This window comes from Streptomyces sp. NPDC001970 (assembly GCF_053594115.1).
Window position 1 is genome coordinate 1 of record NZ_JBSFDW010000022.1, and the last position, 24845, is coordinate 24845.

The 24845-nt window shown below is 72.4% G+C and carries 18 protein-coding genes, 1 tRNA gene and 1 riboswitch; of the genes, 8 read left to right on the top strand and 11 right to left on the bottom strand.

What is annotated here, in order from left to right; translation table 11 throughout:
* Positions 1–508: 508 nt before the first annotated feature.
* Positions 509–1159: a MarR family winged helix-turn-helix transcriptional regulator gene (locus ACWCP0_RS24710; protein WP_451080982.1), complete on the bottom strand. Its 651-nt coding sequence runs from the start codon at positions 1157–1159 to the stop codon at positions 509–511.
* A 130-nt stretch (positions 1160–1289) separates the two neighbouring features.
* On the opposite strand from ACWCP0_RS24710, the gene ACWCP0_RS24715 reads away from it, so the two are divergent.
* On the top strand, positions 1290–2594 hold the full coding sequence (locus tag ACWCP0_RS24715; RefSeq protein ID WP_451080983.1) for an MFS transporter: 1305 nt from the start codon (positions 1290–1292) through the stop codon (positions 2592–2594).
* A gap of 79 nt (positions 2595–2673) precedes the next feature.
* Here the strand turns inward: ACWCP0_RS24715 and ACWCP0_RS24720 are convergent, their stop codons facing one another.
* Both ACWCP0_RS24720 and ACWCP0_RS24725 read right to left on the bottom strand, forming a co-directional pair.
* On the bottom strand, positions 2674–4362 hold the full coding sequence (locus ACWCP0_RS24720; RefSeq protein WP_451080984.1) for an ATP-binding SpoIIE family protein phosphatase: 1689 nt from the start codon (positions 4360–4362) through the stop codon (positions 2674–2676).
* Positions 4363–4497: 135 nt separating this feature from the next.
* Positions 4498–5967 (bottom strand): NAD(P)/FAD-dependent oxidoreductase, encoded by a 1470-nt coding sequence (locus tag ACWCP0_RS24725; RefSeq protein ID WP_451080985.1) that lies wholly within the window; start codon positions 5965–5967, stop codon positions 4498–4500.
* Positions 5968–6304: 337 nt separating this feature from the next.
* On the opposite strand from ACWCP0_RS24725, the gene ACWCP0_RS24730 reads away from it, so the two are divergent.
* Both ACWCP0_RS24730 and ACWCP0_RS24735 read left to right on the top strand, forming a co-directional pair.
* A complete protein-coding gene (locus ACWCP0_RS24730) occupies positions 6305–7186 on the top strand; it encodes a TetR/AcrR family transcriptional regulator (protein ID WP_451080986.1) in 882 nt (293 codons plus the stop codon).
* A gap of 238 nt (positions 7187–7424) precedes the next feature.
* On the top strand, positions 7425–9362 hold the full coding sequence (locus ACWCP0_RS24735; RefSeq protein ID WP_451080987.1) for a sigma-70 family RNA polymerase sigma factor: 1938 nt from the start codon (positions 7425–7427) through the stop codon (positions 9360–9362).
* Positions 9363–9426: 64 nt separating this feature from the next.
* Here the strand turns inward: ACWCP0_RS24735 and ACWCP0_RS24740 are convergent, their stop codons facing one another.
* Positions 9427–9564: a hypothetical protein gene (locus ACWCP0_RS24740; protein ID WP_451080988.1), complete on the bottom strand. Its 138-nt coding sequence runs from the start codon at positions 9562–9564 to the stop codon at positions 9427–9429.
* 762 nt (positions 9565–10326) lie between these two features.
* Positions 10327–12474: an asparagine synthase-related protein gene (locus ACWCP0_RS24745; protein ID WP_451080989.1), complete on the bottom strand. Its 2148-nt coding sequence runs from the start codon at positions 12472–12474 to the stop codon at positions 10327–10329.
* A 717-nt stretch (positions 12475–13191) separates the two neighbouring features.
* Here ACWCP0_RS24745 and ACWCP0_RS24750 point away from each other — a divergent pair.
* The 4 genes from ACWCP0_RS24750 to ACWCP0_RS24765 all read left to right on the top strand — a co-directional run bounded on the left by ACWCP0_RS24750 (position 13192) and on the right by ACWCP0_RS24765 (position 18453).
* Complete coding sequence (locus ACWCP0_RS24750) at positions 13192–14676, top strand: MFS transporter (RefSeq protein ID WP_451080990.1); 1485 nt, start codon at positions 13192–13194, stop codon at positions 14674–14676.
* Between the two features lie 129 nt (positions 14677–14805).
* On the top strand, positions 14806–16035 hold the full coding sequence (gene lhgO / locus ACWCP0_RS24755; RefSeq protein WP_451080991.1) for an L-2-hydroxyglutarate oxidase: 1230 nt from the start codon (positions 14806–14808) through the stop codon (positions 16033–16035).
* Positions 16036–16241: 206 nt separating this feature from the next.
* Entirely contained in the window at positions 16242–17012 is a 771-nt protein-coding gene (trmB, locus tag ACWCP0_RS24760; protein ID WP_451081095.1) for a tRNA (guanosine(46)-N7)-methyltransferase TrmB, read from the top strand.
* 85 nt (positions 17013–17097) lie between these two features.
* Positions 17098–18453, top strand: a complete 1356-nt coding sequence (locus ACWCP0_RS24765; protein WP_451080992.1) for a PrsW family intramembrane metalloprotease — start codon at positions 17098–17100, stop codon at positions 18451–18453.
* Between the two features lie 255 nt (positions 18454–18708).
* Here the strand turns inward: ACWCP0_RS24765 and ACWCP0_RS24770 are convergent, their stop codons facing one another.
* The 6 genes from ACWCP0_RS24770 to ACWCP0_RS24795 form a co-directional block, all read right to left on the bottom strand.
* On the bottom strand, positions 18709–19767 hold the full coding sequence (locus ACWCP0_RS24770; protein ID WP_451080993.1) for a M23 family metallopeptidase: 1059 nt from the start codon (positions 19765–19767) through the stop codon (positions 18709–18711).
* Positions 19768–19778: 11 nt separating this feature from the next.
* Positions 19779–19914, bottom strand: a riboswitch (cyclic di-AMP (ydaO/yuaA leader).
* A 250-nt stretch (positions 19915–20164) separates the two neighbouring features.
* Complete coding sequence (locus ACWCP0_RS24775; protein ID WP_451080994.1) at positions 20165–21334, bottom strand: PP2C family protein-serine/threonine phosphatase; 1170 nt, start codon at positions 21332–21334, stop codon at positions 20165–20167.
* Between the two features lie 321 nt (positions 21335–21655).
* Complete coding sequence (locus ACWCP0_RS24780) at positions 21656–22405, bottom strand: MerR family transcriptional regulator (RefSeq protein WP_451080995.1); 750 nt, start codon at positions 22403–22405, stop codon at positions 21656–21658.
* Between the two features lie 123 nt (positions 22406–22528).
* Positions 22529–22602, bottom strand: a tRNA-Met gene (locus tag ACWCP0_RS24785).
* A gap of 184 nt (positions 22603–22786) precedes the next feature.
* A complete protein-coding gene (locus ACWCP0_RS24790; protein ID WP_351231212.1) occupies positions 22787–22987 on the bottom strand; it encodes a DUF5988 family protein in 201 nt (66 codons plus the stop codon).
* A gap of 54 nt (positions 22988–23041) precedes the next feature.
* Positions 23042–23530 carry an FBP domain-containing protein gene (locus ACWCP0_RS24795; protein ID WP_451080996.1) on the bottom strand — a complete coding sequence of 163 codons (489 nt, stop codon included), beginning with the start codon at positions 23528–23530 and terminating at the stop codon, positions 23042–23044.
* A 791-nt stretch (positions 23531–24321) separates the two neighbouring features.
* Here ACWCP0_RS24795 and ACWCP0_RS24800 point away from each other — a divergent pair.
* Complete coding sequence (locus ACWCP0_RS24800) at positions 24322–24480, top strand: hypothetical protein (protein WP_451081101.1); 159 nt, start codon at positions 24322–24324, stop codon at positions 24478–24480.
* Positions 24481–24845 lie beyond the last annotated feature (365 nt).

Consider the following 24845-nt stretch of genomic DNA (forward strand, 5'->3'; position numbering starts at 1 on the left):
ATTTTTGGCACGCTGTTGAGTTCTCAAGGAACGGACGCTTCCTTCGTACTCACCCTCTCGGGCTTTCCTCCGGGCGCTTCCCTTCGGTGTTTCCAGCTTAGCAGATCCGATTTCCGTTTCCGCCACCCGCTGGAGCGGGCTGCCGGGCCGTTCTTCGCTTTCGCGTTTCCCTTTCCGGCGGTTCCGACTCTATCAGACTCTTTCGGGCCTGACTCCCAGTCAGAGGGGGGCTGTCTTCCTGGCTGTTGGGCCGTTCCGACGTTTCAAACCCTAGCGGATTTCCCGGGCGACTCATAATCGAGTCGTCGAAATGAATTTCGGCATGCCGAAATTCATCCCGGTTGGGAGATCGTGCAGAGTTTGGTTGCCGCATCAGCGGCGGGATCGGTCGTCGCAGAACCGTTCCGGCTCCGTGACAACTCGAAGAACCTTACGGATCGGCGAGGGGTGTGTCAACCCGCCCGGCCGTCCATCTTCCCGACACCTTCGGGACAGCTCTCCGGTCCGGCTAGTCCAGGTCGGTGAGCCGGCCGCCCGCGTCCGGTTGGGTGTGCTCCACCCGGCGCAGGACGCGGATGAGCATCTCGCCCAGCACGCCCCGTTCCCCGCTCGTGAGGTCCTGGAGCAGGTCCTCCTCGAAGGCCGTGGCCATGCGCATCGCCTCCAGCCACTTCGCGCGGCCTTCGTCCGTGAGCTCGACGATGACGCGCACCCGGTTGCTCTCGTCGCGGTCGCGGGTGACCAGGCCCTCGCTCGCCATGCGGTCGATGCGGTGGGTCATGGCGGCCGGGGTGAGGCCGAGGCGCTTGGCGAGTTCGCCGGGGCCGAGGCGGTACGGAGCGCCGGCCAGGACAAGGGTCTTGAGGACTTCCCACTCGGCGTTGCTGATGCCGAGGGCGGCGATCTGGCGGCCGTACGCGACGTTCATCCGGCGGTTGAGCCGGCCGAGGGCGGAGACGACCTCCTCGACCTGGGGGTCCAGGTCGCGGAATTCGCGCTGGTATGCGGCGATCTGCTCGTCGAGGCTCGGCTCCTGCGCGGCTCCCGCGGCCTCCACGACCTGCGTGGCTTGTGCGGCACGGGTGTTCTTCGCGGCCTGGACCGAGGTGGGACCGGGTGCCTGCCCGTGGGCGGGCTGCTCGTCGGGGGTGTCGGGCATGCGGCCACTATCCCACGCATCGAGTTGGCATCTAAGTCCTTGGATATGTATTGTTAACGTTCTAACTTTAGCTTCGAAGTCTTCAGACTTCAGTCCTTCCGTACCGACGGACAGACCAAGGCAGGTGAGTATGACCAGGCAGATGGGCGCCGCGATGCGCCGGATCCAGGCGGGGAACGTGCTGAGCGCGTTCGGGCTCGGGTTCACCGTTCCGTATCTCTATGTGTACGTGGCCCAGGTGCGTGACCTGGGCGCCGGTACGGCGGGGGCTGTCCTTGCCGTCTTCGCCATGGCCGCGCTCGTCGTCCTGCCCTTCACCGGGCGGGCCATCGACCGCCGGGGTCCGCTGCCTGTCGTGATCGTCGCCTCGCTGCTCGCGTCCGCCGGTGCGCTGAGCATGGGGCTGTCCGGGAATGTCCCGATGGCCGTGCTGTCCGCCGCGCTGCTGGGTGCGGGAACGGCAGTAATGCAGCCGGCGCTCGCGACGATGATCGTCTGGTGCTCCAGCCCGGCGACCCGGACCCGGGCGTTCGCGACGCAGTTCTTCCTGCAGAACCTGGGGCTGGGCGTCGGCGGTCTGATCGGTGGGCAGATCGTCGACGAGAGCCGGCCCGGCAGCTTCACGCTCTTGTTCGCGATCGAGGCGGCGATGTTCGTCGTACTGGCCGGTGTCGCGGCGACCGTGCGGGTGCCCGCGTGCCCGTCGATCCCGGACGCGATGCCGGAGAACACCGAGGCGAAGGCCCGGGGTGGGCTGCGGGCGCTGCTCGGGCACCGGGCGATGGTGCAGCTGTGCGTCCTCGGGTTCGTCCTCTTCTTCGCCTGCTACGGACAGTTCGAGTCCGGCCTTGCGGCGTACGGCACCGAGGCCGCAGGGATCGACCCGGCGACGCTCGGCTTCGCTCTGGCGGCGAACACGGCCGTCATCGTGGTCGCGCAGTTCGTCGTGCTCAAGTTCGTCGAGCGGCGGCGGCGTACGCGGGTGATCGCGGCGGTCGGGCTGATCTGGGCCGTCGCGTGGCTCTTCGCGGGGTACGCGGGGCTCGGGCACGGCAGCCAGGCGATGGCGACGGCCGCGTTCATCTCCACGTACGCGCTCTTCGGGCTCGGTGAGGCGATGCTGTCGCCGACCGTGGCGCCGCTCGTCGCCGACCTGGCGCCGGAGTCGATGGTCGGGCAGTACAACTCGGCGTTCGCGCTGGTCAAGCAGCTCGCGCTGGCGATCGGTCCGGCCGTGGGCGGGCCGATGGGCGCCGCGCTGCACGGCCCGTACATCGTGACGTTCGTACTCTTCTCGCTCGGCATCACCGCGCTCGCGCTGCGGCTGGGGAAGCGGCTCACGCCCGTGCAGGACCAGCCGTCGCTCGTCTCGAAGTCGCGGGTCGTGGCCAGGCACCTGCCCGAACAGGGCGGCCTCGTGGAGACCGCCGTCTGACGATGGCCGGCCCCCGACGATGGACGCCGTCCGACTCGACCGCCGTCCATCCGAGGCTGCCCACTCGTCGTCCGGTCGCCTAGACGTCGGGCAGCGCGAACTCGCACCACACCGCTTTGCCGCCGCCGGGTGTGCGGCGGCTGCCCCAGGACGAGGCGATCGTCGCGACGATGGAGATTCCGCGACCCGCCTCGTCCTCCGTTTCGGCGCGGCGGCGGCGCGGCAGATGGTCGTCCCCGTCCGTCACCTCGATGATCAGGCGGCGGTCGGTGCGGCGGAGCCGCAGCCGCATGGGCGGGGTGCCGTGCTGCAGGGAGTTCGCCACGAGCTCGCTCGCGGCGAGCACGCCCAGGTCGCGCAGCTCGCCCGGGAACCGCCAGGAAGCCAGCACCCCCGACGCGAACGCACGCGCGCGAGGCGCCGCTTCGACGCCGCCGAGCAGGTCCAGGGCGGCGTTGTGGAACAGCTCCGCATCCGGGCCCCTGCGGGTCGGGTGCTGGAGGACGAGGACCGCGACGTCGTCGTCATGCTCCGCGGTCACGCCCAGGGAGCGGATCAGCCGGTCGCACACCACCTGAGGTGTGCCCGTCGCCCCCGCCAGCGCGCGCTCCAGGGCGGCGACGCCTTCGTCGATGTCCTCGCCGCGCCGCTCGACCAGACCGTCCGTGTAGAGGACGGCCGTGGAGCCGGGCTGGAGCGGGATCGTGCCGGAGGTGTGCAGCCAGCCTCCGGTGCCGAGCGGGGGCCCGGTCGGCTCCTCGGCGCGGTGGACCGTGCCGTCCTCGTCGCGTACGAGGATCGGCAGATGGCCCGCCGACGCGTACACGAGCCGCCCCTCGTTGGGGTCGTGAACCGCGTAGACACAAGTGGCGATCTGGCTGGGATCGATCTCGGCCGCGAGTCCGTCGAGGAGTTGCAGCACCTCGTGCGGGGGCAGGTCGAGGCGTGCGTACGCGCGGACGGCCGTGCGCAGCTGGCCCATCACTGCGGCGGCGCGGACGCCGCGGCCCATGACGTCGCCGATGACGAGGGCGGTGCGGCCGGCGCCGAGTGTGATCACGTCGTACCAGTCGCCGCCGACCGCGGCGTCCGTGCCGCCCGGGCGGTAGTCGGCGGCGATGCGCAGGTCGTCGGGCTGCTCCAGCTCCTGCGGGAGCAGGGAGCGCTGGAGGGTGACGGCGGTTTCGCGCTGGCGGCGCTCGCTGGCGCGAAGGCGCTCGGCGGCCTCGGCGTGGTCGGTGACGTCGGCGGCGAAGACGAGGACGCCGCGGCCGGTGCCCGTGACCGGCTTGGCTTCGGAGCCTGCTCCGGGAGCAGGCGTCGCGGCCCCGGCGGGCAGGCAGGTGATCGTGTACGAGCCGCCGCCCTGGATGCGGCGGGATTTCACGGTGCGGGGTTTTCCGCTGCGCAGCACCTGGTCCATCAGCGGGAGCAGACCCAGCTCGGCGAGCTCGGGGCAGGCCGCGGCGGCGGTGGCGCCGACGGCACGCGGCCCGAACGCGGCGGCGTACGCATCGTTGACGTACGCGATCCGGTGCTCGGGGCCGTGGACGAGGGCGACGAGGGCCGGGAGCGGGCCGAGCAGCTCCCGTACGGAGAAGTGATCGAGCGTGGGTACGCCGGAGTCGGGCACGTCGGTGGCGTCGGACGGGGGCTCCGGCCGCTGGTCGTACTCACCGCGGGCCGCGGGCACCGACCCTCGGTCGATCCGCGCTGCGGCGCGACGCTGCGTACCGGGGAGCCGGGCGCTCCAACGCGTGAAGTTCACGGATTTTCTAGCCTCGTGTGTCGATTGCTGATCGTCGTGGGCGCTCGGCCGCGCCGCGGGGACAGGTCACTCTGTGCAGGTGTCGGCCCACCTATCGTCACACGTCCAGTGTGACCGACGGCACTGACAACGTCGTCAGTACAACCCGGGGTCCTCCCCCGGCCCCGGGTTCCTGCTGCCCTTCGGGCCCTTGGGCGGGTCCTCGTGGCGGCGGGTGAGGGGGCGGGACGGGACGGCGCCCGCGGCGAGTTCGAACTCGGCGCGCGGATGCTCCAACGAGCCCAGCGAGACGATCTCACGTTTGAAGAGCCCCGACAGCGTCCACTCGGCCAGAATCCGTGCCTTCCGGTTGAACGTGGGCATGCGGCTGAGGTGGTAGACGCGGTGCATCAGCCAGGCCGGGTAGCCCTTGAGCTTGCGGCCGTACACATGCGCCACGCCCTTGTGCAGCCCGAGCGACGCCACGGATCCCACATAGGCGTGGGCGTACTCCTTGAGGGGCCGGCCGCGCAGCGAGGCGACGATGTTCTCGGCGAGCACCTTGGTCTGGCGTACGGCGTGCTGTGCGTTCGGCGCGGTCTCCTTGCCGGCCTCCTTCGCGGTGAGGTCGGGTACGGCGGCGGCGTCACCGGCCGACCAGGCGTGCTCGACGCCCTCGACGGTGAGCCGGGCGGTGCACTTGAGGCGGCCGCGTTCGTTGAGCGGCAGGTCGGTGGAGGCGAGCACGGGAGCGGGTTTGACGCCGGCGGTCCACACGACGGTGCGGGTCGGGAACCGGGTGCCGTCACTCAGGACGGCGACGCGGTTCTCACAGGACTCCAAGCGGGTTTCCAGCCGTACGTCGATGTTGCGGGCGCGCAGCTCACGGATGGCGTACCGGCCCATCTGCTCCCCGACTTCGGGGAGGATGCGGTCGCTCGCCTCGACCAGGACCCATTTCAGGTCCTCCGGCTTGATGTTGTGGTAGTAGCGCGTGGCGTAGCGGGCCATGTCCTCCAGCTCGCCGAGCGCTTCGACGCCTGCGAAGCCGCCGCCCACGAAGACGAAGGTGAGGGCCGCGTCGCGCAGGGCGGGCTCGCGGGTGGAGGAGGCGATGTCCATCTGTTCGATGACGTGGTTGCGCAGGCCGATGGCCTCCTCCACGGACTTGAAGCCGATGCCGTACATGGCCAGGCCGGGGACCGGAAGCGTACGGGAGATCGAGCCGGGGGCGATGACGAGCTCGTCGTACCCGAGCTGGATGCCGCCCGCGCCCTCCTCGGCGGTGGCGAGGGTCGTGACGGTGGCGGTGCGCTTGGCGTGGTCGACGGTCCTGACCTCGCCGATGAGGATCTTGCATCTGCTCAGGACACGGCGGAGCGGGACCACCACGTGGCGGGGCGAGATCGCGCCGGCCGCCGCCTCGGGCAGGAAGGGCTGATAGGTCATGTACGGCTCGGGCGCCACGACGAGGATCTCGATGTCGCCTCGCGCCAGCTCCGCCTTGAGTCTGTCCTGGAGGCGGAGCGCGGTGTACATCCCCACGTAGCCGCCGCCGACGACGAGAATGCGCGTGCGCGGCGAGGAGCCGGGTGCCGTGTCCCGGGAGTATGCAGCCTTCACCATCCCATGACGCAACGGCCCCAGGAGTTTGTCCACAGGCCCGGCAAATTGTGTGACCGGAGGTTTTCGCCGGGCACCGACGGCCGGAACCCGGGTGCCGGGGAAGGTGTGCAGGTCAGGGTGGGCGAGGGGGGTGGCGGGAGGGTGCCGAATCGGGAACGTTCCGGCCCTTGCTCCGATCGGGGGGCACACCGTGCGGAAGAGCCCCTTCTGAATTGACCTCGACTCAACTATGTTCGTACTTCGTCGGGGTGTCGGGTCGGTGACTCGTCTGCTTCACCTCGGCTGTCAGGGCGGGGCGTCTCCGGGGGGAGACGACTTCATTACCGGGGGAACGGTTATGCACATTCAGGATTCGCATTGGCAGGCCGCTGTCGCTTCCGACGGCAACGGACGTGCGGTGGCGGGGGCGGTGGCCGGAGCGGGGACCGCCGGGGGCCTGGGCGGTTCCGTGGCCGGAGGGCCTGGTGGAGCCGGTCCGGCCGGGCGTTCGGCTCCGCTGCGCGTGGACGCGCAGCGCAATCTGGAGCATGTTCTGCGGGCCGCGCGCGAGGTGTTCGGCGAGCTGGGCTACGGCGCGCCGATGGAGGACGTGGCGCGCCGGGCGCGTGTTGGTGTGGGCACGGTCTACCGCCGCTTCCCGAGCAAGGACGTGCTGGTGCGGCGGATAGCCGAGGAGGAGACCTCCCGGCTGACGGAGCAGGCGCGTACGGCTCTGGGGCAGGAGGAGGAGCCGTGGTCGGCCCTCTCCCGCTTCCTGCGGACGTCGGTCGCGTCGGGCGCGGGCAGGCTTCTGCCGCCGCAGGTCCTGCGCGTCGGCGTGGACGTGGACGACTCGACGGTCGTGCCCGAGGTCCTGGGCGGCGGCGAACAGGACGGCCGGGGCGACGGCCGGGAGGAGTCGCGCGTGCCGCAGCAGCGGCAGGGCTTCGGCGGGCAGCCCGAGTTGCGGGTCGTCGGGGCGCGTCCGGCGTCGGCGTCGGTGCAGCTGCCGGTGGCCGAGCAGGACGACGCGGGTGCGGGCGAACTGCTGGAGGTCGTGGGGCGGCTGGTCGAGCGGGCGCGGGCGGCCGGTGAGCTGCGGCGCGATGTCACGGTGGCCGATGTGCTGCTGGTGATAGCCACGGCAGCACCGTCACTGCCGGACGCGGCACAGCAGGCGGCGGCCTCTGCCCGGCTGCTGGACATCCTGCTGGACGGCTTGCGGTCGCGGCCTGCGTGATGGCCGGCGCAACGCTGCGGGCCGCGGTTGCGCGGCCCACGGCCCGTCAGGTGGAAGCCGGTCGTACGGCGCAGTCGTACAGTCTGTTGAGCATTCCTCGTACGGGTGAAGGCTCGTGCCCGGTTCCGGAAGGCTTCCCCGGATGAGTGGTTGCCGGAAGGCTGTGTCCTGAGGCCCATCGCTCTGTGGCACTCTTGCCCGGTGTTCGTGTCATTGGGTGCGTACAAGGGCTTCCTCGATGAGCGGTGACGGGCGGGACGAACCACTCGGCGGTGCGACCGGCCCGGAGGCCGGCGGTGGCGGGCGCCATCGGCAGGTCCCGAGCCAGGGCGGACCCGGGCACCCGATGGCCGCCGGGCATGCCTCCGAGGCCGAGTTCGGGCGGGACGTCGACGCGAGTGTGCCGTCGCAGCGCGAAGGCGGAAGCGGGGCCATGGCCGCCGGTCTGCAGACGTCGGACGGCGACTTGATCCAGCGGTTGCGGCTCGGCGACGACAGTGCGTACGAGGAGCTGTTCCGCCGTCACTCGGACGCGGTACGGCGCTACGCGCGCACGTGCTGTCGCGACGCGCACACGGCGGACGACCTGACGGCCGAGGTGTTCGCGCGCACGCTGCAGGCGGTGCGGGGCGGTGCCGGGCCCGAGCAGGCGGTACGGGCGTATCTGCTGACGACCGTGCGCCGGGTCGCCGCCGCCTGGATGAATTCCTCGAAACGGGAGCAACTGGTCCAGGACTTCGCGGTCTTCGCCGAGCAGGCCGCCCGTGCCTCGGAGGCGACGGACCAGGAGACGCTCGATCTGGGCGCGGACGTACGGGCCATGCACGAGGCCGAACAGTCGCTGGCGCTGCAGGCCTTCCGCTCGCTGCCCGAGCGCTGGCAGGCGGTGCTCTGGCACACGACCGTCGAGGAGGAGTCGCCGAGCGAGGTCGCACCGCTCTTCGGACTCACCGCCAATGCCACGGCGGTGCTGGCCAGCCGGGCCCGCGAAGGTCTCAAGCAGGCCTATCTGCAGGCCCATGTGAGCACCGCGCTCACGTCGGGCGGCGACTGCGCGCGCTACGCCGACCGACTCGGGGCCTTCGCCCGGGGCGGGCTGCGGATGCGGGCCGAGCGAGGGCTGCGCAAGCACCTGGAGGAGTGCGCCACGTGCCGGCTGGCCGCGGGCGAACTGGAGCAGGTCAACGCCGGGATCCCGGCCCTGCTGCCGGTCGCGGTCATCGGCTGGTTCGCCGCCGGGTGCTCGCTCAAGGCGGCGGGGATCATGGCAGGCGGTGCCGCGGGCGCGACGGGTGCGGGTGCCGCCGCGGCGGCGACCGGGTCCGGTGGGGCCGCGGGGTCCGGCGCGCAGTCCGGAGGAGCCGCGGCGTCGAAGGGTCTCGGCGCTCCACTGAAGGCGGGGCTCGCCGCGGCTGCGGCCCTCGCGGCGGCCGCCGGGCTCGTGTTTGCGCTCTCGGGCGACCCCCGGCCGGCGCCGCAGCCCGAGGCGAAGCCGCCGGCCGCGCAGCCCGTCGTACCGGGGGCCGCCCCGTCACCGAAGCCGGAGCCCCCGGCTCCGCCCGCGGCGCCGGACCCCGAGCCGACTCCGCCACCGGAGCAGCCTTCGCCCGTGCCGACCGACGCGAAGCCGGCAGCGGAGGATGCGAAGCCGCCTGCGGCCGAGCCGACCCCGAAGCCGACACCGGCGGATGCGAAGCCGTCGGCGACCAAGCCGAAGACACCGCCGCCCCCGGCGCCCGCCCCGCGGGTCTACCAGGTCAACCGGCTGGAGTACGGCGTGTTCGGCGACCACACCCGGCCGGAGGTGCGGCTCGGCCGGAGCAGCTGGCTCTGGCAGCGCTGGGGCATGTCGATCGACGGCACCCGGTACGGTCACGGGATCTCGGTCCACGCGATGTCGTCCGTGACCATCGACCTGAACCGCGCGTGCACCTCGTACGACGCACTGGTCGGCGTCGACGACATGACGCTGGGCCTGGGCACGCTGCGGTTCTCGGTGTACGCGGACGGAGCGCGGCTGTGGCGGTCGCCGGTGATGCGCGGCGGCGATGCGGCGGTGCCGGTGAGCGTCGGTATCTCCGGGCGGAAGACGATCCGGCTCGTGGTGGAGCCGCACAGGCCGTTCGACTCGGTGGCGGTCGCGGACTGGGCGCAGTCGCGCATCAGCTGCGGCTGAGAAGATATCCGCCGGGCGTCCGGGCGCCTGTCGGTATGCACAGGCGCCCAGGGCCTGGGCCGGATCAGCCGCCGCTGCGCGTTGCGGCCTCGAGAGCCTCGATGACCTGGGTGGGCGTGAGTCCGGCGCCGGCGATGCGCTCCGCCTCGTAGCGCAGGTCACCGAGGTTCTCGCGGGCCCGGGCCTCGACGGGGTCGGTCATGCGACGCTCGGGCACGGACCGGTGTACGCCGCCTCGCCACGCCTCTGCCGCGGCGAGGATCCGCACAGGCGAGCCGGTCCTCGTCGAGCCGCGGCAGCAGGGATGCGGCGCTCTCCGCAAGATGCGCGGTGACGATCTCGGCGCAGCGGGCTCCTGTGCGGCCCGCAGGGCCGCGGCCATGTCGGCGATCTGGCGCGGCGTGAGCATCCGCAGCCGGGCGGCGGCCGGCTCGATGGCGAGCGGCAGATCTCCGCGGAGATACCGCCCCGGCCCCGGCCCCGACCCCGCGGGCGCGCGTCGTTTTCCGGTGCGGGGCTGCGCCTGGCGGTGCGCGGTGCGCCTGGCGGTGCGCGGTGCACTTGGCGGTGCGCGGTGCGCCTGGCGGTGCGCGGTGCACTTGGCGGTGCGCGGTGCGCCTGGCGGTGCGCGGTGCGGGGTGCGGTGGTGGCCGGTGCCGCGACGGTGACCTGTGTGTCCGTCCTCGAACTCCCCCTACGCCCTGCGGCGTGGGGGGACCCCGGACCGGCTGGGTGCGGCTGCTGTCGGTGGGTGGGGGTCGGCCCCTCCGGGCTCGCCTCCTCGACATCGGTGGGTACGGCGTCACCCGGCACCACCGCCCGATTTCTGCGGGGGCGACCCTGCACGGCCCCGCCCCCGCCGTCCCCCGACTCCGGCCCGGTGGTTGGTACAAAGCCTGATTCGTGGCGCGCGGCGTGGGCGATCACGACCCGGCACGGGGCAACCCCGCACCCCGTCGGAGGCCTACGCCTGCAGCGTCGGCCGGGGTGGCACCCCCGCCGCCACCGCGCGGCTGCGCGGGGCCGCCGTGCCCGTCCAGCAGGTGCCGCGCCGCGCGAGGAGGCGGCGGAGCCAGAGCTCCGTGGAGACCAGGTCCGCGAGCCCGTCCAGCGGGACCGGCTCCCCCTCCGACGCCGCGCGCAGCGCCTTGCGGACGACGCGTGCCTCGACGATGCCCGCGTCCGCGAGCAGCGGCGTGTCGAAGAGCGCCAGCAGCTCGGGCAGCGCCAGCCGCAGTCCCGCCCGTGTCGCCGCCGTCGCCACCGCCTGGGACGTCGCGCCCCAGCCTGGCGGCAGGTCGTGGATGCCCGCGTCAGCGAGCACCGACCGCAGGACCGTCGCCCGCGCGCCCGGCTGGACCCGGAGCGCCTCGGGCAGATCGCGCGCGGCACGTACGACCTGGTTGTCGAGAAAGGGCGCGTGCAGCCGCTGGCTGCGCACCTCCGCGGCCTGCTCCAGGACCCGGTGGTCCGCGGCGTACCGCGTGAGCGCCGCCCGCGCCCGCGCCTCTCCGGGCCGCTGCACCGACGTCGGCCGGGTCGCCGCCTCCTGCAGACGAACCGATACTTCAGCGAGCGCCTCCCCGGTGAGCCACCGCGCCGCCGGCCCCGGCCTGGACCAGGCGAGGGCGGCCAGGGACGCGCCCAGCGGCCCGTTCACCGCGGCGGTTGCCCGGTTGGCCGAAGGAAGGTGGGCCGCGGCGGACTCCAGGCCGGTCCGGTACGGCGTACGGGCCAGCCGCCGCGCCGCCCGGTACACCGTGAGCGGAACGAGCAGCGAACCCGCCGACGCCCCCTGCGCCCGTGCCAGCGCCGAGACGGGCCGCAGCAGCGGCCGGCGCCGGCGGTCCATCAGCAGGTCGGCGAGGCGGGCCGGATGTGCGTCCAGGACCTGCCGGGCGCCGAGCCCCGTGAAGTGGTCCGCGCTGCCCGCGGCGAGCCGGCGCCGGTGCCGTTCCGCCAGGACCAGGGAGGGGCCCGGCTCGTCCGTCAGCGGCCCGGACTCCAGGTCCGCGTACGGCAGCGCCTCCTCACCCGCGGCGACGACGACGTGGTGGAGGCGCGGGTTCTCCGCGATGGACCGGGCCCGCTCCAGCTCGGCCTCCCGCCCGGTACCTCCGGTCAGGTCGTTGAAGGTGACGGCCAGCAGCCGCTCGCCCGCCCCCGTACCGTGCCCGAGGATCGTGCCCGGCACCCCGGGCAGCCCGGCGGCGAGCAGTGCCAGCGTCCCGGAGGCGCTGCCTCCGGACAGGTCGGCGCCGATGCCGGGCGCGGGCGCGCCGCGTGCCGCGCGCCGTTCCGCCGGGCCCATCCCCGGCACGGGACCGGGGTCGGGCGGCAGCGTCTCGGGCGCGTGCCGGGGCGCGGTGAGTCTCGCGCGTACGGCGTCGACCAGCGCGTCCCGCATCGCGTCGATCGCCCGGCCCGCCTCGAGCTGGGGCGCGGCGACGGCGAGCGAGGCGACCGGCTCGTACCCGGTGATCTCGCGCGAGCCCTCACGCAGGATCAGCGCATGGCCGGGCGGGATGCGCTTGACGCCCGCGTACGGGGTGGAGTCGCGCAGCGCCTCCGGGGTCTCGGGGCAGGCGAGCAGCGCGGCCAGGTACCCGATGTCGAGCGGGGCCTCGATGAGGTCGGCCAGGGGGAGGGCGGCGGTGGCGTACGCCGTGCCGTTGGCCCAGGGCGTGTAGAAGACGGGCCGCGCACCGGCCAGGTCTCCGGCGACGGTGGTGCGGCGGCCGACCTGCACCACAGCCGTGTAGCTGCCGGCCCACGCGGTGAGATGCCTCAGCGCGCCGCCCCGCGCCGCGAAGAGGCCGACGCGGAGTTCTTCGTCCGTGGCGGCACAACACCCCAGTACGGCAAGGCGGGTGAAGGGGTCGACGGTGACGACCCGCACTTCGTCCGGCCGCCAGTCGCCCACCGCCCAGAGCGGATCGGGGTCACCCCAGAGCAGCTGGGCGCCGACGGGATGGACGGTGCGGCTCTCGTCGCCGGCGTTCGAAGGGCCCGTTCCGGCATCGGCTCCGGCACTGGCTCCGGTGGTGGTGCGGACAGAGCCCGCCGTCCCGAAGCTTGCGGCGATACTGCTCCACCCCACCAGCCACCGCATCGCGCCTCCACAGCCTGTGGACAACCCTCGGCACCCTCGGACCACCCGATTCGGCACACCTCGATGAGGACATGCTGCCACGACAACGGCGCACAGGAGGGGCTCCGGGTCGCGTGCGCAAAAAGTGAACGCGCCCCTGGCATTGGCCATGTGCCGTCGGTCCGACAGGCAACGGCGCCACGCCCCGGAAGGTGCGGAGAGTACGCGAAGGAAGGGTGAAATTCGGCCATTCTCCGAACGTCACGGAACCAAACGTCAGTCCGACACTCCGGCCATACGCACAGTCCGGGAGGCGCCCTTCGCCTCCCGGACCGGTCCGCCGCCCGCGGGGATTGAGGCGGCAGTGTTCCCCCAGCCCACTGGAACCTGCGCCAGCGGGCCGACCCACGCAGCACTCATGGAAGCGCTCCCGCCACGGCCGGGCGAGAGCGCACGGACGGGCGCACGGCCACACACCGGGAGCACGACGACGGCCGGGACCGACCCGGAACGCACAACAATCCCGCCATACGGAACACCACCCCTTAACGGTCGGGATCCGGCGAACTACGCTGTGTGTCACTGCTGTTCTCCGCGGGGGGTGCATATTCCGAGGGGCTCGGCCACGCGCTCTTGCGGCCGGGAATCAAAGGGGCGTCCCCGGGGGAGAACGCAGCACGAATGCCGTGCGCCTGCACCGGGCGCCCCGGCGGCCGTCTGTGTGTCGAGGGGTGGCGCATGTCCAGGGAGCAACGCGGGCCGAACGACAAACTCGGCACCGTTCTCGCCCTCGCGGGAATCAGCAACGCCGGCCTCGCCCGGCGGGTCAACGACCTCGGAGCGCAGCGCGGTCTGACCCTTCGTTACGACAAGACGTCGGTGGCCAGGTGGGTCTCCAAGGGCATGGTGCCGCAGGGCGCCGCGCCTCATCTCATCGCCGCCGCCATCGGGCAGAAGCTGGGCCGCCCCGTGCCCCTGCACGAGATCGGACTCGCGGACGCCGACCCGGCCCCGGAGGTCGGGCTCGCCTTCCCGCGCGACGTGGGCGAGGCGGTGAAGTCGGCCACCGAGCTGTACCGGCTGGATCTGGCCGGGCGGCGGGCGGGCGGCGGCGGGATCTGGCAGTCGCTGGCCGGCTCGTTCGCGGTGAGCGCGTACGCGACGCCCGCGTCCCGCTGGCTGATCACCCCCGCGGATCCTTCGGTGGAGCGGAACGCGGACCGCGCGGGCGAGCGGTCGACGGAGCGTTCCGCGGACGGAGGTTCCGACGTTCCGGCCGCGGAGGGCACGTTCGAGGACGGCCAAGTCCGCGTCGGCCACACCGATGTCGCCAAGCTGCGCGAGGCAGCGGAGGACGCGCGCCGCTGGGACTCCAAGTACGGCGGCGGGGACTGGCGTTCGTCCATGGTCCCCGAGTGCTTACGCGTCGACGCGGCGCCGCTGCTCCTCGGTTCGTACTCGGACGAGGTCGGCCGCGCACTGTTCGGGGCGACCGCGGAGCTCACACGGCTGGCCGGCTGGATGGCCTTCGACACGGGCCAGCAGGAGGCGGCGCAGCGGTACTACATCCAGGCGCTGCGCCTCGCCCGCGCCGCCGCCGACGTCCCGCTCGGCGGGTACGTCCTCGCGTCGATGTCGCTGCAGGCGACGTACCGGGGCTTCGCCGACGAGGGCGTGGACCTCGCCCAGGCGGCCGCGGAGCGCAACCGCGGACTCGCCACCGCCCGCACGATGAGCTTCTTCCGCCTCGTGGAGGCCCGGGCGCATGCGAAGGCGGGCGACGCGGCCACGGCCGGTGCGGCGCTGAAGGCCGCGGAGGCCTGGCTCGAGCGCGCCCGTGACGGCGACCCCGACCCGTCCTGGCTGGGCTTCTACTCGTACGACCGGTTCGCCGCCGACGCCGCCGAGTGCTACCGCGACCTGAAGGCCCCCCGCCAGGTCCGCCGCTTCACCGAGCAGGCGCTGTCCCGGCCGACGGAGGAGTTCGTACGGTCGCACGGGCTGCGGCTCGTCGTGAGCGCCGTGGCCGAGCTGGAGTCGGGGAACCTGGACGCGGCGTGCGCGGCGGGAACCCGGGCGGTGGAGGTCGCGGGCCGCATCTCGTCCGCGCGTACGACGGAGTACGTACGGGACCTGCTGCACCGACTGGAGCCGTACGGCGACGAGCCGCGCGTGGCGGAGCTGCGGGAGCGGGCACGGCCGCTGCTGATGGCCCCTGCGTAGGCCGTACCCCTCGTGCGGGCCCGGCTGTACCCGGTACGGGCCGGCCGTACCCGACCCGTGTGGCGTGTCCCACCTGGTTTAACGCGATTGTCACTGGGCCAGTGCACTATCGGGGGCGGGAGGAGTGTCATGACGGCGGCATACGACTGCGACGTGCTGGTGATCGGCGGCGGAATCATCGGTCTGTCGACGGCGTACGCCCTGACGCGCGCCGCGCCCGGCACCTCCGTCGTGGTGCTGGAGAAGGAGTCCGGCCCCGCGCGCCACCAGACCGGGCGGAACAGCGGGGTGATCCACAGCGGGATCTACTACCGGCCGGGGTCGCTGAAGGCGCGGTTCGCCGTGCGGGGCGCGGCGGAGATGGTCAAGTTCTGCGCGGAGTACGGAATTCCGTACGAGGTCACCGGAAAGCTGATCGTCGCCACCGGGCGCGAGGAGCTGCCGCGGCTGCACGCCCTCGTGCAGCGGGGCAGGGAGAACGGGATTCCGGTGCGCGAGCTGGGCCCGGCGCAGATCGCGGAGTACGAGCCGCAGGTGCGGGGCGTCGCGGCGATCCATGTCGGGACGACCGGGGTGTGCGACTTCGGCGCGGTCGCGGCGCAGCTCGCGGAGACCTCGGGCGCTTCGGGCGCGGAGGTCCTCTACGGCGAGCAGGTCCGTGCCGTCGACCGGCGCCCGTGGGGTGTCGCGGTGCGTACGTCCTCTGGGGGTCCCGGCGCCGAAGGCAGGGGGAGGATCGTCCGGGCGCGGGTCCTGGTGAACTGCGCGGGGCTGTACTGCGACGAGGTGGCGCGGCTCGCGGACGACGAGCCCGGCATGCGGATCGTCCCCTTCCGGGGGGAGTACTACGAGCTGAGGCGCCCCGAGCTCGTGCGCGGGCTGGTGTATCCGGTGCCGGACCCCGCGTTCCCCTTCCTCGGTGTGCACCTCACCCGCGGCATCGAGGGCGCTGTCCACGTCGGTCCGAACGCGGTGCCGGCGCTCGCCCGCGAGGGATACGGCTGGTCGACGGTCCGCCCGCGCGAGCTGGCGGCGACGCTGAGCTGGCCCGGGTCCTGGCGGATCGCCCGCCGCCACTGGCGGTACGGCGCGGGCGAGCTGCACCGCTCGCTGTCGAAGCGCGCGTTCACGGAGGCGGTGCGGCGGCTGCTGCCCGCGGTGACGGAAGACGACCTGCGGCCGGTGGCGGCGGGGGTGCGGGCGCAGGCGGTGCTGCGGGACGGGACCCTTGCGGACGACTTCCTCATCAAGGAGGCCCCTCGCACGGTCCACGTCCTGAACGCACCGTCCCCGGCGGCGACGGCGTCGCTCCCGATCGGCCGCGAGGTGGCAAGGCGCGCGCTGGCGCACCTGGCGTGAGGCGCTGCCTCTGATCATTCTGATCATGCGGACCAGGGCCCTGCCCCTGCCCTGACCGCGGCCGTGCGACGCCTGCCTGCCCGGTACCGTCCGTGCAGCCCGGGTGTCCGTCATCGGACGGCTCGGAACGAGCCCCGCCCGCCACGGGGCACCAGGGCGGGGAGAAGCCCGCCGCAGGAGCACGCCACCCGCCGTACAATCGGGTCATTGTGTCTGAGTTCGAGAACGTCACCACCAAGGGTCCCCGCACGAAGGGCGAGCCGCGGTTCCCGGGCGGGCCCGCCGCCGATCCGGCCGGGTCGCACCACGAGCGCCGGATCCGCAGCTTCCAGCCGCGCCGGAGCCGGGTGACCGCCGGCCAGGGCGAGGCGCTGCTGCGGCTGTGGCCCACGTGGGGGCTCGACATCGACGGGCTGCGGACCCTCGATCTCGCCGAGATGTTCGACGGGCTGCCGGTCGTCCTGGAGATCGGCTTCGGGATGGGCGAGGCGACCGCCCAGATGGCCGCCGCCGACCCCGGGACCGGCATCCTCGCCGTCGACGTGCACACGCCGGGCCAGGGCAATCTCCTCGGGCTCGTCGACAGTGCGGGCCTCACCAACGTCCGTGTGGCCAACGGTGACGCGATCATCCTGCTCCGCGAGATGCTCACCCCGGACGCGCTCGACGGGCTCCGCGTGTACTTCCCGGACCCGTGGCCGAAGAAGCGCCACCACAAGCGCCGGCTGATCCAGCCCGAGTTCCTCACGCTCGCCGCGAGCCGGATGAAGCCGGGCGCGGTACTGCACTGCGCGACCGACTGGGAGCCGTACGCCGAGCAGATGCTCGAGGTCCTCTCCGCACACCCCGGCTTCGAGAACACCCAGGCGGACGGCGGCTACGCGCCCCGCCCCGCCTTCCGGCCACTGACCCGGTTCGAGGGGCAGGGCCTGAACAAGGGGCATGTGGTGCACGACCTGCTGTTCCGCCGCAGGTAGCACCCCGGGCGCCGCCCGACCCGCCGCGTAAGTCCGTCGCGCAACCCCGTCGCGCACTGTCCGTGCCCCTGGTTAGGGTCGTCGCGTGTCCGACTGGTCCCCGCAGCCGCAACCGGCCGCGTCGCACCCCGCCGTCCCGGCGTGCGACGAACAGCCCCTGTTCGACGCCGTGCCGGCGCGTGCGCAGTGGCGCTACCGGCCGAGCCGCGCCCTCTGGCGCAGCAAGGCCCTGCGGGTCGGGGCCCTGGTCACCCTGCTCGGCCTCTCCGGCCTGGTCATCCTCGCGCTCGTGCGCGAGCAGACCGGCACCGAGGGCTTTGTGGTGGGCCTCGGCCTCGCCGTGCTGCCGGTCCCGCTGCTGATGGCGGCGTTCCGCTGGCTGGACCGCGTCGAGCCGGGCCCGTGGCGCAACCTCATCTTCGCCTTCGCCTGGGGGGCCTGCGCCGCCGCGCTCGTGGCGATCATCGCGAACTCGTTCGCGACCCAGTGGATAGCGACCGCGACGGCCGATCCGACATCAGCGGACACGATCGGCGCGACCGTCGTCGCCCCGATCGTGGAGGAGAGCGCGAAGGCGGCCGCCGTCCTGCTCATCTTCCTCTTCCGGCGCCGGGACTTCACGGGGATCGTCGACGGTGTCGTCGTGGCCGGATTCACGGCGACCGGCTTCGCCTTCACCGAGAACATCCTCTATCTCGGCAATGCGTTCGGCGAGGACCAGGAGTTCGGCCACTCGGGCTTCGCGTCCGTCACCGCGGCGACCTTCTTCGTACGGATCGTGATGTCGCCGTTCGCCCATCCGCTCTTCACGGTGCTGACCGGCATCGGCTTCGGCGTCGCGGCGATCACGGCACGGCGGCGGAGGTTCCGCAGGACCGCGCTGCCGCTGCTCGGCCTCGCGCTGGCGATGGGCATGCATGCGCTGTGGAACGGCTCGGGGGTGTTCGGCCCGTGGGGCTTCTACGCGGTGTACGCGGCGTTCATGGTCCCGGCCTTCGGGCTGCTGACCTGGCTGGCGGTCTGGACCCGGCAGCGTGAGCTCCGCACGGTCGCGGCCCAGCTCCCCGCGTACGCCGCGGCGGGCTGGCTCTCCCCCGCCGAGCCGCTCGCCCTGTCCTCCATGCGGGCGCGCACGATGGCCCGCGACATGGCGGGCCGCACCCACGGCCCCGCGGCCGCCCGCGCCGTGTCCGAGTACGAGGCCTTCGCGACCTCCCTCGCCTTCCTGCGCCACCGCGCCCACCGCGGCACGGCGGGCCCGGACTTCGTCGCCCGCGAGCAGGAACTGCTCCACCACCTCTGGCAGCGCAAGCACGTCGCGTCCCCGGCGCTGACGTACGCGGCCCAGGCGTCGGGCAGCGTCTTGCTTCCGGCTCCGGCTCCGGCTCCGGCTCCGGCACCGTACCGGGACTACGGGGGCTACAACCCGTACCGGGGATAGGCCGACAGCCCTGACGTCGGGGGGGGTGCCGCCAGGGCTGCCGGGGTCGTACGAGCGCGAGGAAACGCCCGGAACAGGACGCCCGGAATCGGGCGAAGCATGTGAGCGTGAAAAGTGACGTGCAGGGTGACCGTGGACGCGAACGCCGGACGCCGGACGCCGGACGCCGGACGCCGAGAGTGGTACGACGCATCGGGGCATCGGCGCTTCGACGCATCACGAACCGTCGAAGCGCCGAACCGCCGAAGCGGTGAATCAGATGCTCTGGCCCTTGTCGCGCAGCCACGCCGCCGGGTCGATCCCGGTGCCGCCCGCGGTGTGCACCTCGAGGTGCAGATGCGGTCCGGTGACATTGCCGGTGGCGCCGACTCGGCCGATCGTCTCGCCGGTGGTGACCGTCTGTCCGGCGGACACGGTCATCGAGGACAGATGCGCGTACCAGATCTCGGTGCCGTCCTCGAGCTCCAGCACCACGCGGTAGCCGTAGGACCCGGACCAGCCCGCCGACTTGACGGTGCCTCCGTGCACGGCCTTCGCCGGCGTACCCGTGGGCGCCGCGAAGTCGAGGCCGGTGTGGTAGCCGGAGGACCACATGGAGCCGGCCTGGCCGAAGGTCGAGGTGATCGTGTAAGAGGACGTCGGCAGGGAGTAGCTCGCGGCGAGCTTGGCGAGCCGCTCGGCCTCCGCCTTGCGCGCAGCCTCCTCCTCGGCCAGCCGCTTCGCCTCCGCGGCCTCGGCCTCGGCCTCGGTCTGCTGGGCCTTCGCCTCGGCGGCCGCCTTCTCGGCGGCGGCCTTCTCCGCGGCAGCCTTCGCCTCGGCGTCGGCCTCGGCCTGCTGCTGCTCGGCCTGCTGGAGGATGCGGGCGCGCAGTGCCTCGCCCGCGCCGGCCACGTTCTCCCCGCCGTCCGTGGCGGACGACGTGTCGGCGACGGAGAGCGCCGTGAGCGGCGCCGCGTTCCCGTTGCCGTCCTGCTCGTCGGACTCGTCCGACATCAGGGAGCCCACGCCCGGCAGCGACTTGGCGTCCGGGAGGTTGTCCGTGATGGTGTCGGGCAGGGATATGGAGACGGCGGGCTTGTCCTGCGCGGTGGCCATGCCGCCGGCGCCGACCGCGGCGATGACGCCGACTCCGAGGACGGTGGAGCTCCGGGCGAGTCCGTTGCGCTGCTTGACGACGCGGTGCCTGCCTCGGACCGGGCGGACGGACTCCTCGGTCGGGTTCCACTCCTCCGCGCCGGCGGTGGGGACCCACTCGCCGGCAGGGAACCATTCGGTGGTGGGAGGCTCTTGGAGGGCAGGCTCGTTGGACGCCACGGAGGCGTGCTCCTTTCCTTCCTTCTCGCCTACCGGGTTAGCTGACGGGTTCGGAGCAGGAAGGTCTCCTACGAGCACCATAAAGTGCCCGATTCACCCCAATTGGTGGTTCCCCGGTTCCCTTGCGGAATTCGGCGCGTGCGCACGGTGCCGTCTCTTGCGACGGCTGGGACGACCGCGCTGCGTTATCGAACGTTAATAGACACCGGGGCCGTATTCCAAGCCGTTCCCACTGATCGTTAACGACTTTGCCCTGGACTTTCCGTGCGCAAGAGGGGGGAATCGGGCGAGTTGACTCCACCTCACCTACCCCACAATTTCTGACGGTGCATCAAATGTTATGCGGAGGGCTCCCTTTCGATTACGTTCCGTCGCGATCGGAGGAACCGTGGGCGATTCAGGGAACCACCGGCATCGTGCGGCGCCGCTCCGGCTGCCGCTCCCCCGGCCGGCTGACCGCCAGCAGCGCCATGTCGTCCGCCGACCCGCCGTTCGTGTGCCGCTGCACGTCGGCGACCACCGCGTCCAGCAGTTCCTCGGGGCCGGGGAAGATCCGGCCGCTCAGCCGCTCGCGCGGATCGTAGAAGGTGCCGTGCGCGTCACGCGCCTCGGACAACCCGTCCGTGTAGAGCAGCAGCGTGGCCCCGGCCGGAAACACCGCCTCGTCCACCCGGTCCGGCCAGGTCCCGAGATCGCCCATGCCGAGCGGTAGCGCCGGCTCGCTCGGCTCCAGTACGTCCAGCACGCCGTCCTCGTGCAGCACGAGCGGCGGCGGATGGCCCCGGTTGACCACCCGCACCCGCCCGTCGCCGCGCGGGATCTCGGCGAGCAGGGCCGTGGTGAACCCCTCGAACACGTCGGGCTCCGAGCGCCGCGTGCCACCTCTCTTCAGCGCCCGCTCCAGCCGCTGCGCGACCCCCTCCAGGGAGGGCTCCTGCTCGGCCGCCTCCCGGAACGCCCCCAGCGCGATGGCTACCGCCCCGACCGCGTTCAGCCCCTTCCCCCGTACATCCCCGACCACCAGCCGCACCCCGTACGGAGTGTCCTGCGCGGCGAAAAGGTCCCCGCCGATGAACGCGTCCGCACGCGCCGCCTCGTACCGCGCGGCGATCTGCAGCCCGCCGATCCGCTCGGCGGGCGAGGGCAGCACCGCCCGCTGGGCGGCCTCCGCGATCTCGCGCGCGGAGGCCAGGCGCTCGCTGCCCTGGTGTACGACCCGGTTGAGGTAGAGAGCCAGCACGGCGACGGTGAACACGGTCAGCAGCTCGGTCACCGACGGGATCTGGCCGAGCGTGCCGTTGTACGACCGCAGCCCCAGCACGGCCGCGACAGCACCGATGCCGACCAGCAGGGTGTACAGCGGGGTGAAGAAGGGGGCGGCCACCAGCGGCGACGCGGCGAAGAGGGGCGATGCGGTGTACGTCGCGGGGGTGGCCAGATCGTAGAAGATCCCGCCGACGATCAGCACCACGGGCAGCACCCGGACGATCCGGCGGCCGCCGTCCCGGCGCGGCGCGGCGCCGTCATCGCCGATGCCGTCGTCGCTGTCGCCTGTTCGCTGCCCCACCAATGGTCTCCTGCCCGGTCCGCCCACGGGGCGGACCTACCGTGCCCCACCCAGGCTGGCCGGAGCCGCGCCGCGCAGCGAATCGCCGTCGGCCAACCGGGCTAGCTCCCGGGTCTGCGTCCGGGGTCCCACGTCCACCGGGCGGACGGCCCGGGCCGCCGGCCACCAGGGGGCCCTCCTGGTGACCTCAGGAACAACGGGTCTCGGTCGGGCGCGGCCGTCGTCCGCCGTCACCCGTCGCGGCCTGTCGCGGGCCTTCGCGGCCTTCGTGGGCCTGCGTGGGACTGCGTGGGACTGCGCGGCAGTCCGCGCCGGCCGTTGCTAGTCGTCGCTGAGGTTGTGCTCCGCGTACACCTTCATCGCGTCGCGAACGAACGCCGCCGCGCCCTCGCCGTACCGGTCGTAGTTCGCCGCGAAGCGCGGGTCGGCGACGTACATCTCGCCGAGCCCGATGACGTACGACTTCGTCGGCGCGACCGTCACCGACAGCCACTCGAAATGCCGCTGCGCGATCGCCTGCACCTCGTCGCTGTCCGCTGCGAGCCCGTCCTTGAGCGCCTGGCCGAAGTCACGGGCGATCCCGGCCTGCCGGTCCTGGAAGGCCTGCTTCTCCTGGGCGCTGAGCGAACGCCACCAGCGGTCGCCCTTCTCGTATGCGTCTCGGCCCCAGCGCTCGGTGACCTCCTCCTCGTACTGGGTGTGATCGAAGCCGTCGAAGACTTCTTCCGCCATGAGTTCCTCTCCTCTCTCCGTGCGGTCGAGAGTGGTCCGCACCGAGGCGATCTGCCGCCCGATGCGCTCCCGCTCCTGCTCCAGCAGCCTCAGATGGGTGCGCAGGGCGGCGGCCGTGTCCCGCTGTCCTTCCAGGACCTGCGCGATCGCCGGCAGCCCGAGCCCCAGCTCGCGGAGCAGCAGAATGCGCTGCAGCCGGATCAGGGCGTCCTGGTCGTAGTAGCGGTAGCCGTTGCTGCCGATCCGGCTCGGCACGAGCAGCCCCAGCTCCCCGTAGTGCCTGAGCGTGCGGCTCGTCGTACCGGCTTTCCTGGCGATTTCCTGGATCGACCACTCCATGCCCTTCACGCTAGAACTTGACGTTACGTAAAGGTCAAGCGGCGAGAGGGCTGTGCCCGGCGCGGCCGGACCCAGACGCACCGAAGGCCCGGATCCATCAGGATCCGGGCCTTCGGCCTTGAGTAGCGGGGACAGGATTTGAACCTGCGACCTCTGGGTTATGAGCCCAGCGAGCTACCGAGCTGCTCCACCCCGCGTCGGTGAACACCACCTTACGCCATCAGGAGCAAGATCCACTCCATTTACGGTCGCGGGGTGCCCCGGGCGGCTCCTGTGCGGCTGCCGGGCAGCTCAGGACAACCCCCATCACACCGGCAGGGCCCGGCCTGTACCGGGCGCCCGACCGGGTCCCTCACGTCCACGTCCCGCGGGCCGCGGGGCCTACTCGGCGACTTCCGTGCGCTCCCACCATTCGTACACGGGCAGCCGCCCCTCCGGGCTGTCCTCATGGCGCGACGTGACCTTGAAGTGCTCGTACCCGCCGCGGTGCGGAATCTTCAGCTCCTGTCCGGGAGGGGTGATCGGCACGATCTGTCCTGACAGATCCTCCGGGCCACCCTCCAGGAGTGCCTTGCTAGTCATAAGTCCAGTTTTCCCGCGACTGGCACCCGATGCACCTTGTCGGATCACGTCGGGTCACAGCCGATCGAGGAACGCATGGAGATTCCCCCTGGTGCGCTCGATCTGCTCCTCCACTGTGAGCGACTCCTGGAGGCGCCCGCCGGGCACCGACTGCTTCTTGCCGCGTACATAGAGGGAGCAGTCGAGGTCGGTGCACATGTAGAGGCCGACGGAGTTCCCGTCGCGGCCCGCCTGGCCGGTCCTGCGGGCGGCCATGAGCGAGACGCCGCCTCCCGGGTGGGTCGTCAGACACAGGGAGCACATGCTGCGGTGCAGATGGCCGCGCTGCCGGGACGGGAAGCGCAGGGACACCCCGACGATCCGGCCGTCCCGCTCGGCTACGACATAGCTCCGGTCGGGCGCGGCGGGATCACGCCACCCCAGGAAGTCGAGGTCGCCCCAGGGCTGCTCGGCGAGATCGCGCGGGACGGCCAGCCGTTTGGCCTCACCCTTCGAGCAGTTGACGAACGACGCGCGGATGTCCTGTTCGGTCAGTGCCTTCATGCCTCCGACGCTAAGCTTCCCTAAAGGCATTAGGCAAATAATTAATGCATCTAGGCACAGAGGGCGCCCGCTCCTCATGTCGACTCGCGCCGGCCTGACGGGGGCGAGGCGACCGGGTGGCCGGGTGACTGGGTGACCGGGTGGCCGGGTGGCCGGGTGACCGGTGGGGGAAACGGCGGTGGACCTGGCGGACGGGCCGGGTCCGGCGGCGTCACGGTGTCCACGCCGACGCGCCGCGTCGGCGACAGGGACGCCCGTCAGGATCGCCCGGCGCCCGACGGTGTCGGCCAGGGCAGCGTCCCGGGTACGGGCGGCTCCGACGGTGCGGCCGGTCCCGCTGGTCCTCCCGGGCCGCAGGGCGAACCTCGGGCCGGCCGGACCTAGAGGGGAGCAAGGCCCCGAGGAGGATGACAGGGACGGGCAGGCGTGCCCGACCGGCTACAGCCGGCAGCCCGCCAAGGGCGACCCAGACGCCCTCGCCTGCAGGAAGGACGGCGCCCCCGAGCCGGAGCCAGGGACGCCGGGTCCCGTTCGCGACGGCGTGTGTTGCGCAGTCCGCTCACGCATCGCTCACGCATCCCGTGCAGATCTGCCGTTTCGATGCCCCTCGCCCTTCAGCTCGCCTGGCATGAGGTCGGAAGAGTGTCACCGAGGCTCCGCATCCCCTCCGGCGCGGGCACCGCCGTCAGCCGCGCCGGCCACTCCGCCAGGATCCGCACCGCCTCCCGCGAGCCCGTGCCCGGGGACACCACAGCCGACGTGTGCATCGTCGGCGGCGGACACAGCGGACTGTGGACGGAGTACCACCTCACAAAGGCCGTGCCCTTCCTCAACTGCTCACCTACATGTACGCCCAGCGCCGCACCGCCGACCGCCGCGAACTCACCGCCGGCACCACCCGGACCGACCGCATCGCCACCCTCGCAGACAAGATTTCCGGCCGGCACTGAAGCACCCCGCCCGCGTGGGGCGGACCCTCGCGGGGCGTAACCACGTCGTGTTGCGAGCTGCGCGAACGCCAAGGCGGGACGGGGCACGCCTGCATGCGCGACCACCGGCATGTGGTGATCCCCACCGACGAGCACCGACCGGCGCCGCCCGTAGCCTGCTCGACCGCATCATTTCGGCCAGCCACACGGCTCAATGCAGTCGCAAACGCGCCCTCACCTCTACTCGCCGCAACCGGCACGAGGTGGTCACCCAAACAGAAAACTCCAGCTCGAAGGGGCTTGAAGAGGAGGGGTGGAACACTTGCCCGAAGATCATCTCTGCCCTAGCATCCGGGCGAAGCTCGCCGACCGGCAAGCCGAGGGGC

Bases quoted from the DNA above. Each gene is read 5' to 3' on its own strand.
- ACWCP0_RS24780 (WP_451080995.1), bottom strand. From the start codon at position 22,405: ATGGAGTGGTCGATCCAGGAAATCGCCAGGAAAGCCGGTACGACGAGC.
- ACWCP0_RS24750 (WP_451080990.1), top strand. From the start codon at position 13,192: ATGTCCAGGGAGCAACGCGGGCCGAACGACAAACTCGGCACCGTTCTC.
- lhgO (WP_451080991.1), top strand. From the start codon at position 14,806: ATGACGGCGGCATACGACTGCGACGTGCTGGTGATCGGCGGCGGAATC.
- ACWCP0_RS24715 (WP_451080983.1), top strand. From the start codon at position 1,290: ATGACCAGGCAGATGGGCGCCGCGATGCGCCGGATCCAGGCGGGGAAC.
- ACWCP0_RS24725 (WP_451080985.1), bottom strand. From the start codon at position 5,967: ATGGTGAAGGCTGCATACTCCCGGGACACGGCACCCGGCTCCTCGCCG.
- ACWCP0_RS24740 (WP_451080988.1), bottom strand. From the start codon at position 9,564: ATGACCGACCCCGTCGAGGCCCGGGCCCGCGAGAACCTCGGTGACCTG.
- ACWCP0_RS24795 (WP_451080996.1), bottom strand. From the start codon at position 23,530: ATGAAGGCACTGACCGAACAGGACATCCGCGCGTCGTTCGTCAACTGC.
- ACWCP0_RS24735 (WP_451080987.1), top strand. From the start codon at position 7,425: ATGAGCGGTGACGGGCGGGACGAACCACTCGGCGGTGCGACCGGCCCG.
- ACWCP0_RS24790 (WP_351231212.1), bottom strand. From the start codon at position 22,987: ATGACTAGCAAGGCACTCCTGGAGGGTGGCCCGGAGGATCTGTCAGGA.
- ACWCP0_RS24730 (WP_451080986.1), top strand. From the start codon at position 6,305: ATGCACATTCAGGATTCGCATTGGCAGGCCGCTGTCGCTTCCGACGGC.
- ACWCP0_RS24710 (WP_451080982.1), bottom strand. From the start codon at position 1,159: ATGCCCGACACCCCCGACGAGCAGCCCGCCCACGGGCAGGCACCCGGT.
- ACWCP0_RS24745 (WP_451080989.1), bottom strand. From the start codon at position 12,474: ATGCGGTGGCTGGTGGGGTGGAGCAGTATCGCCGCAAGCTTCGGGACG.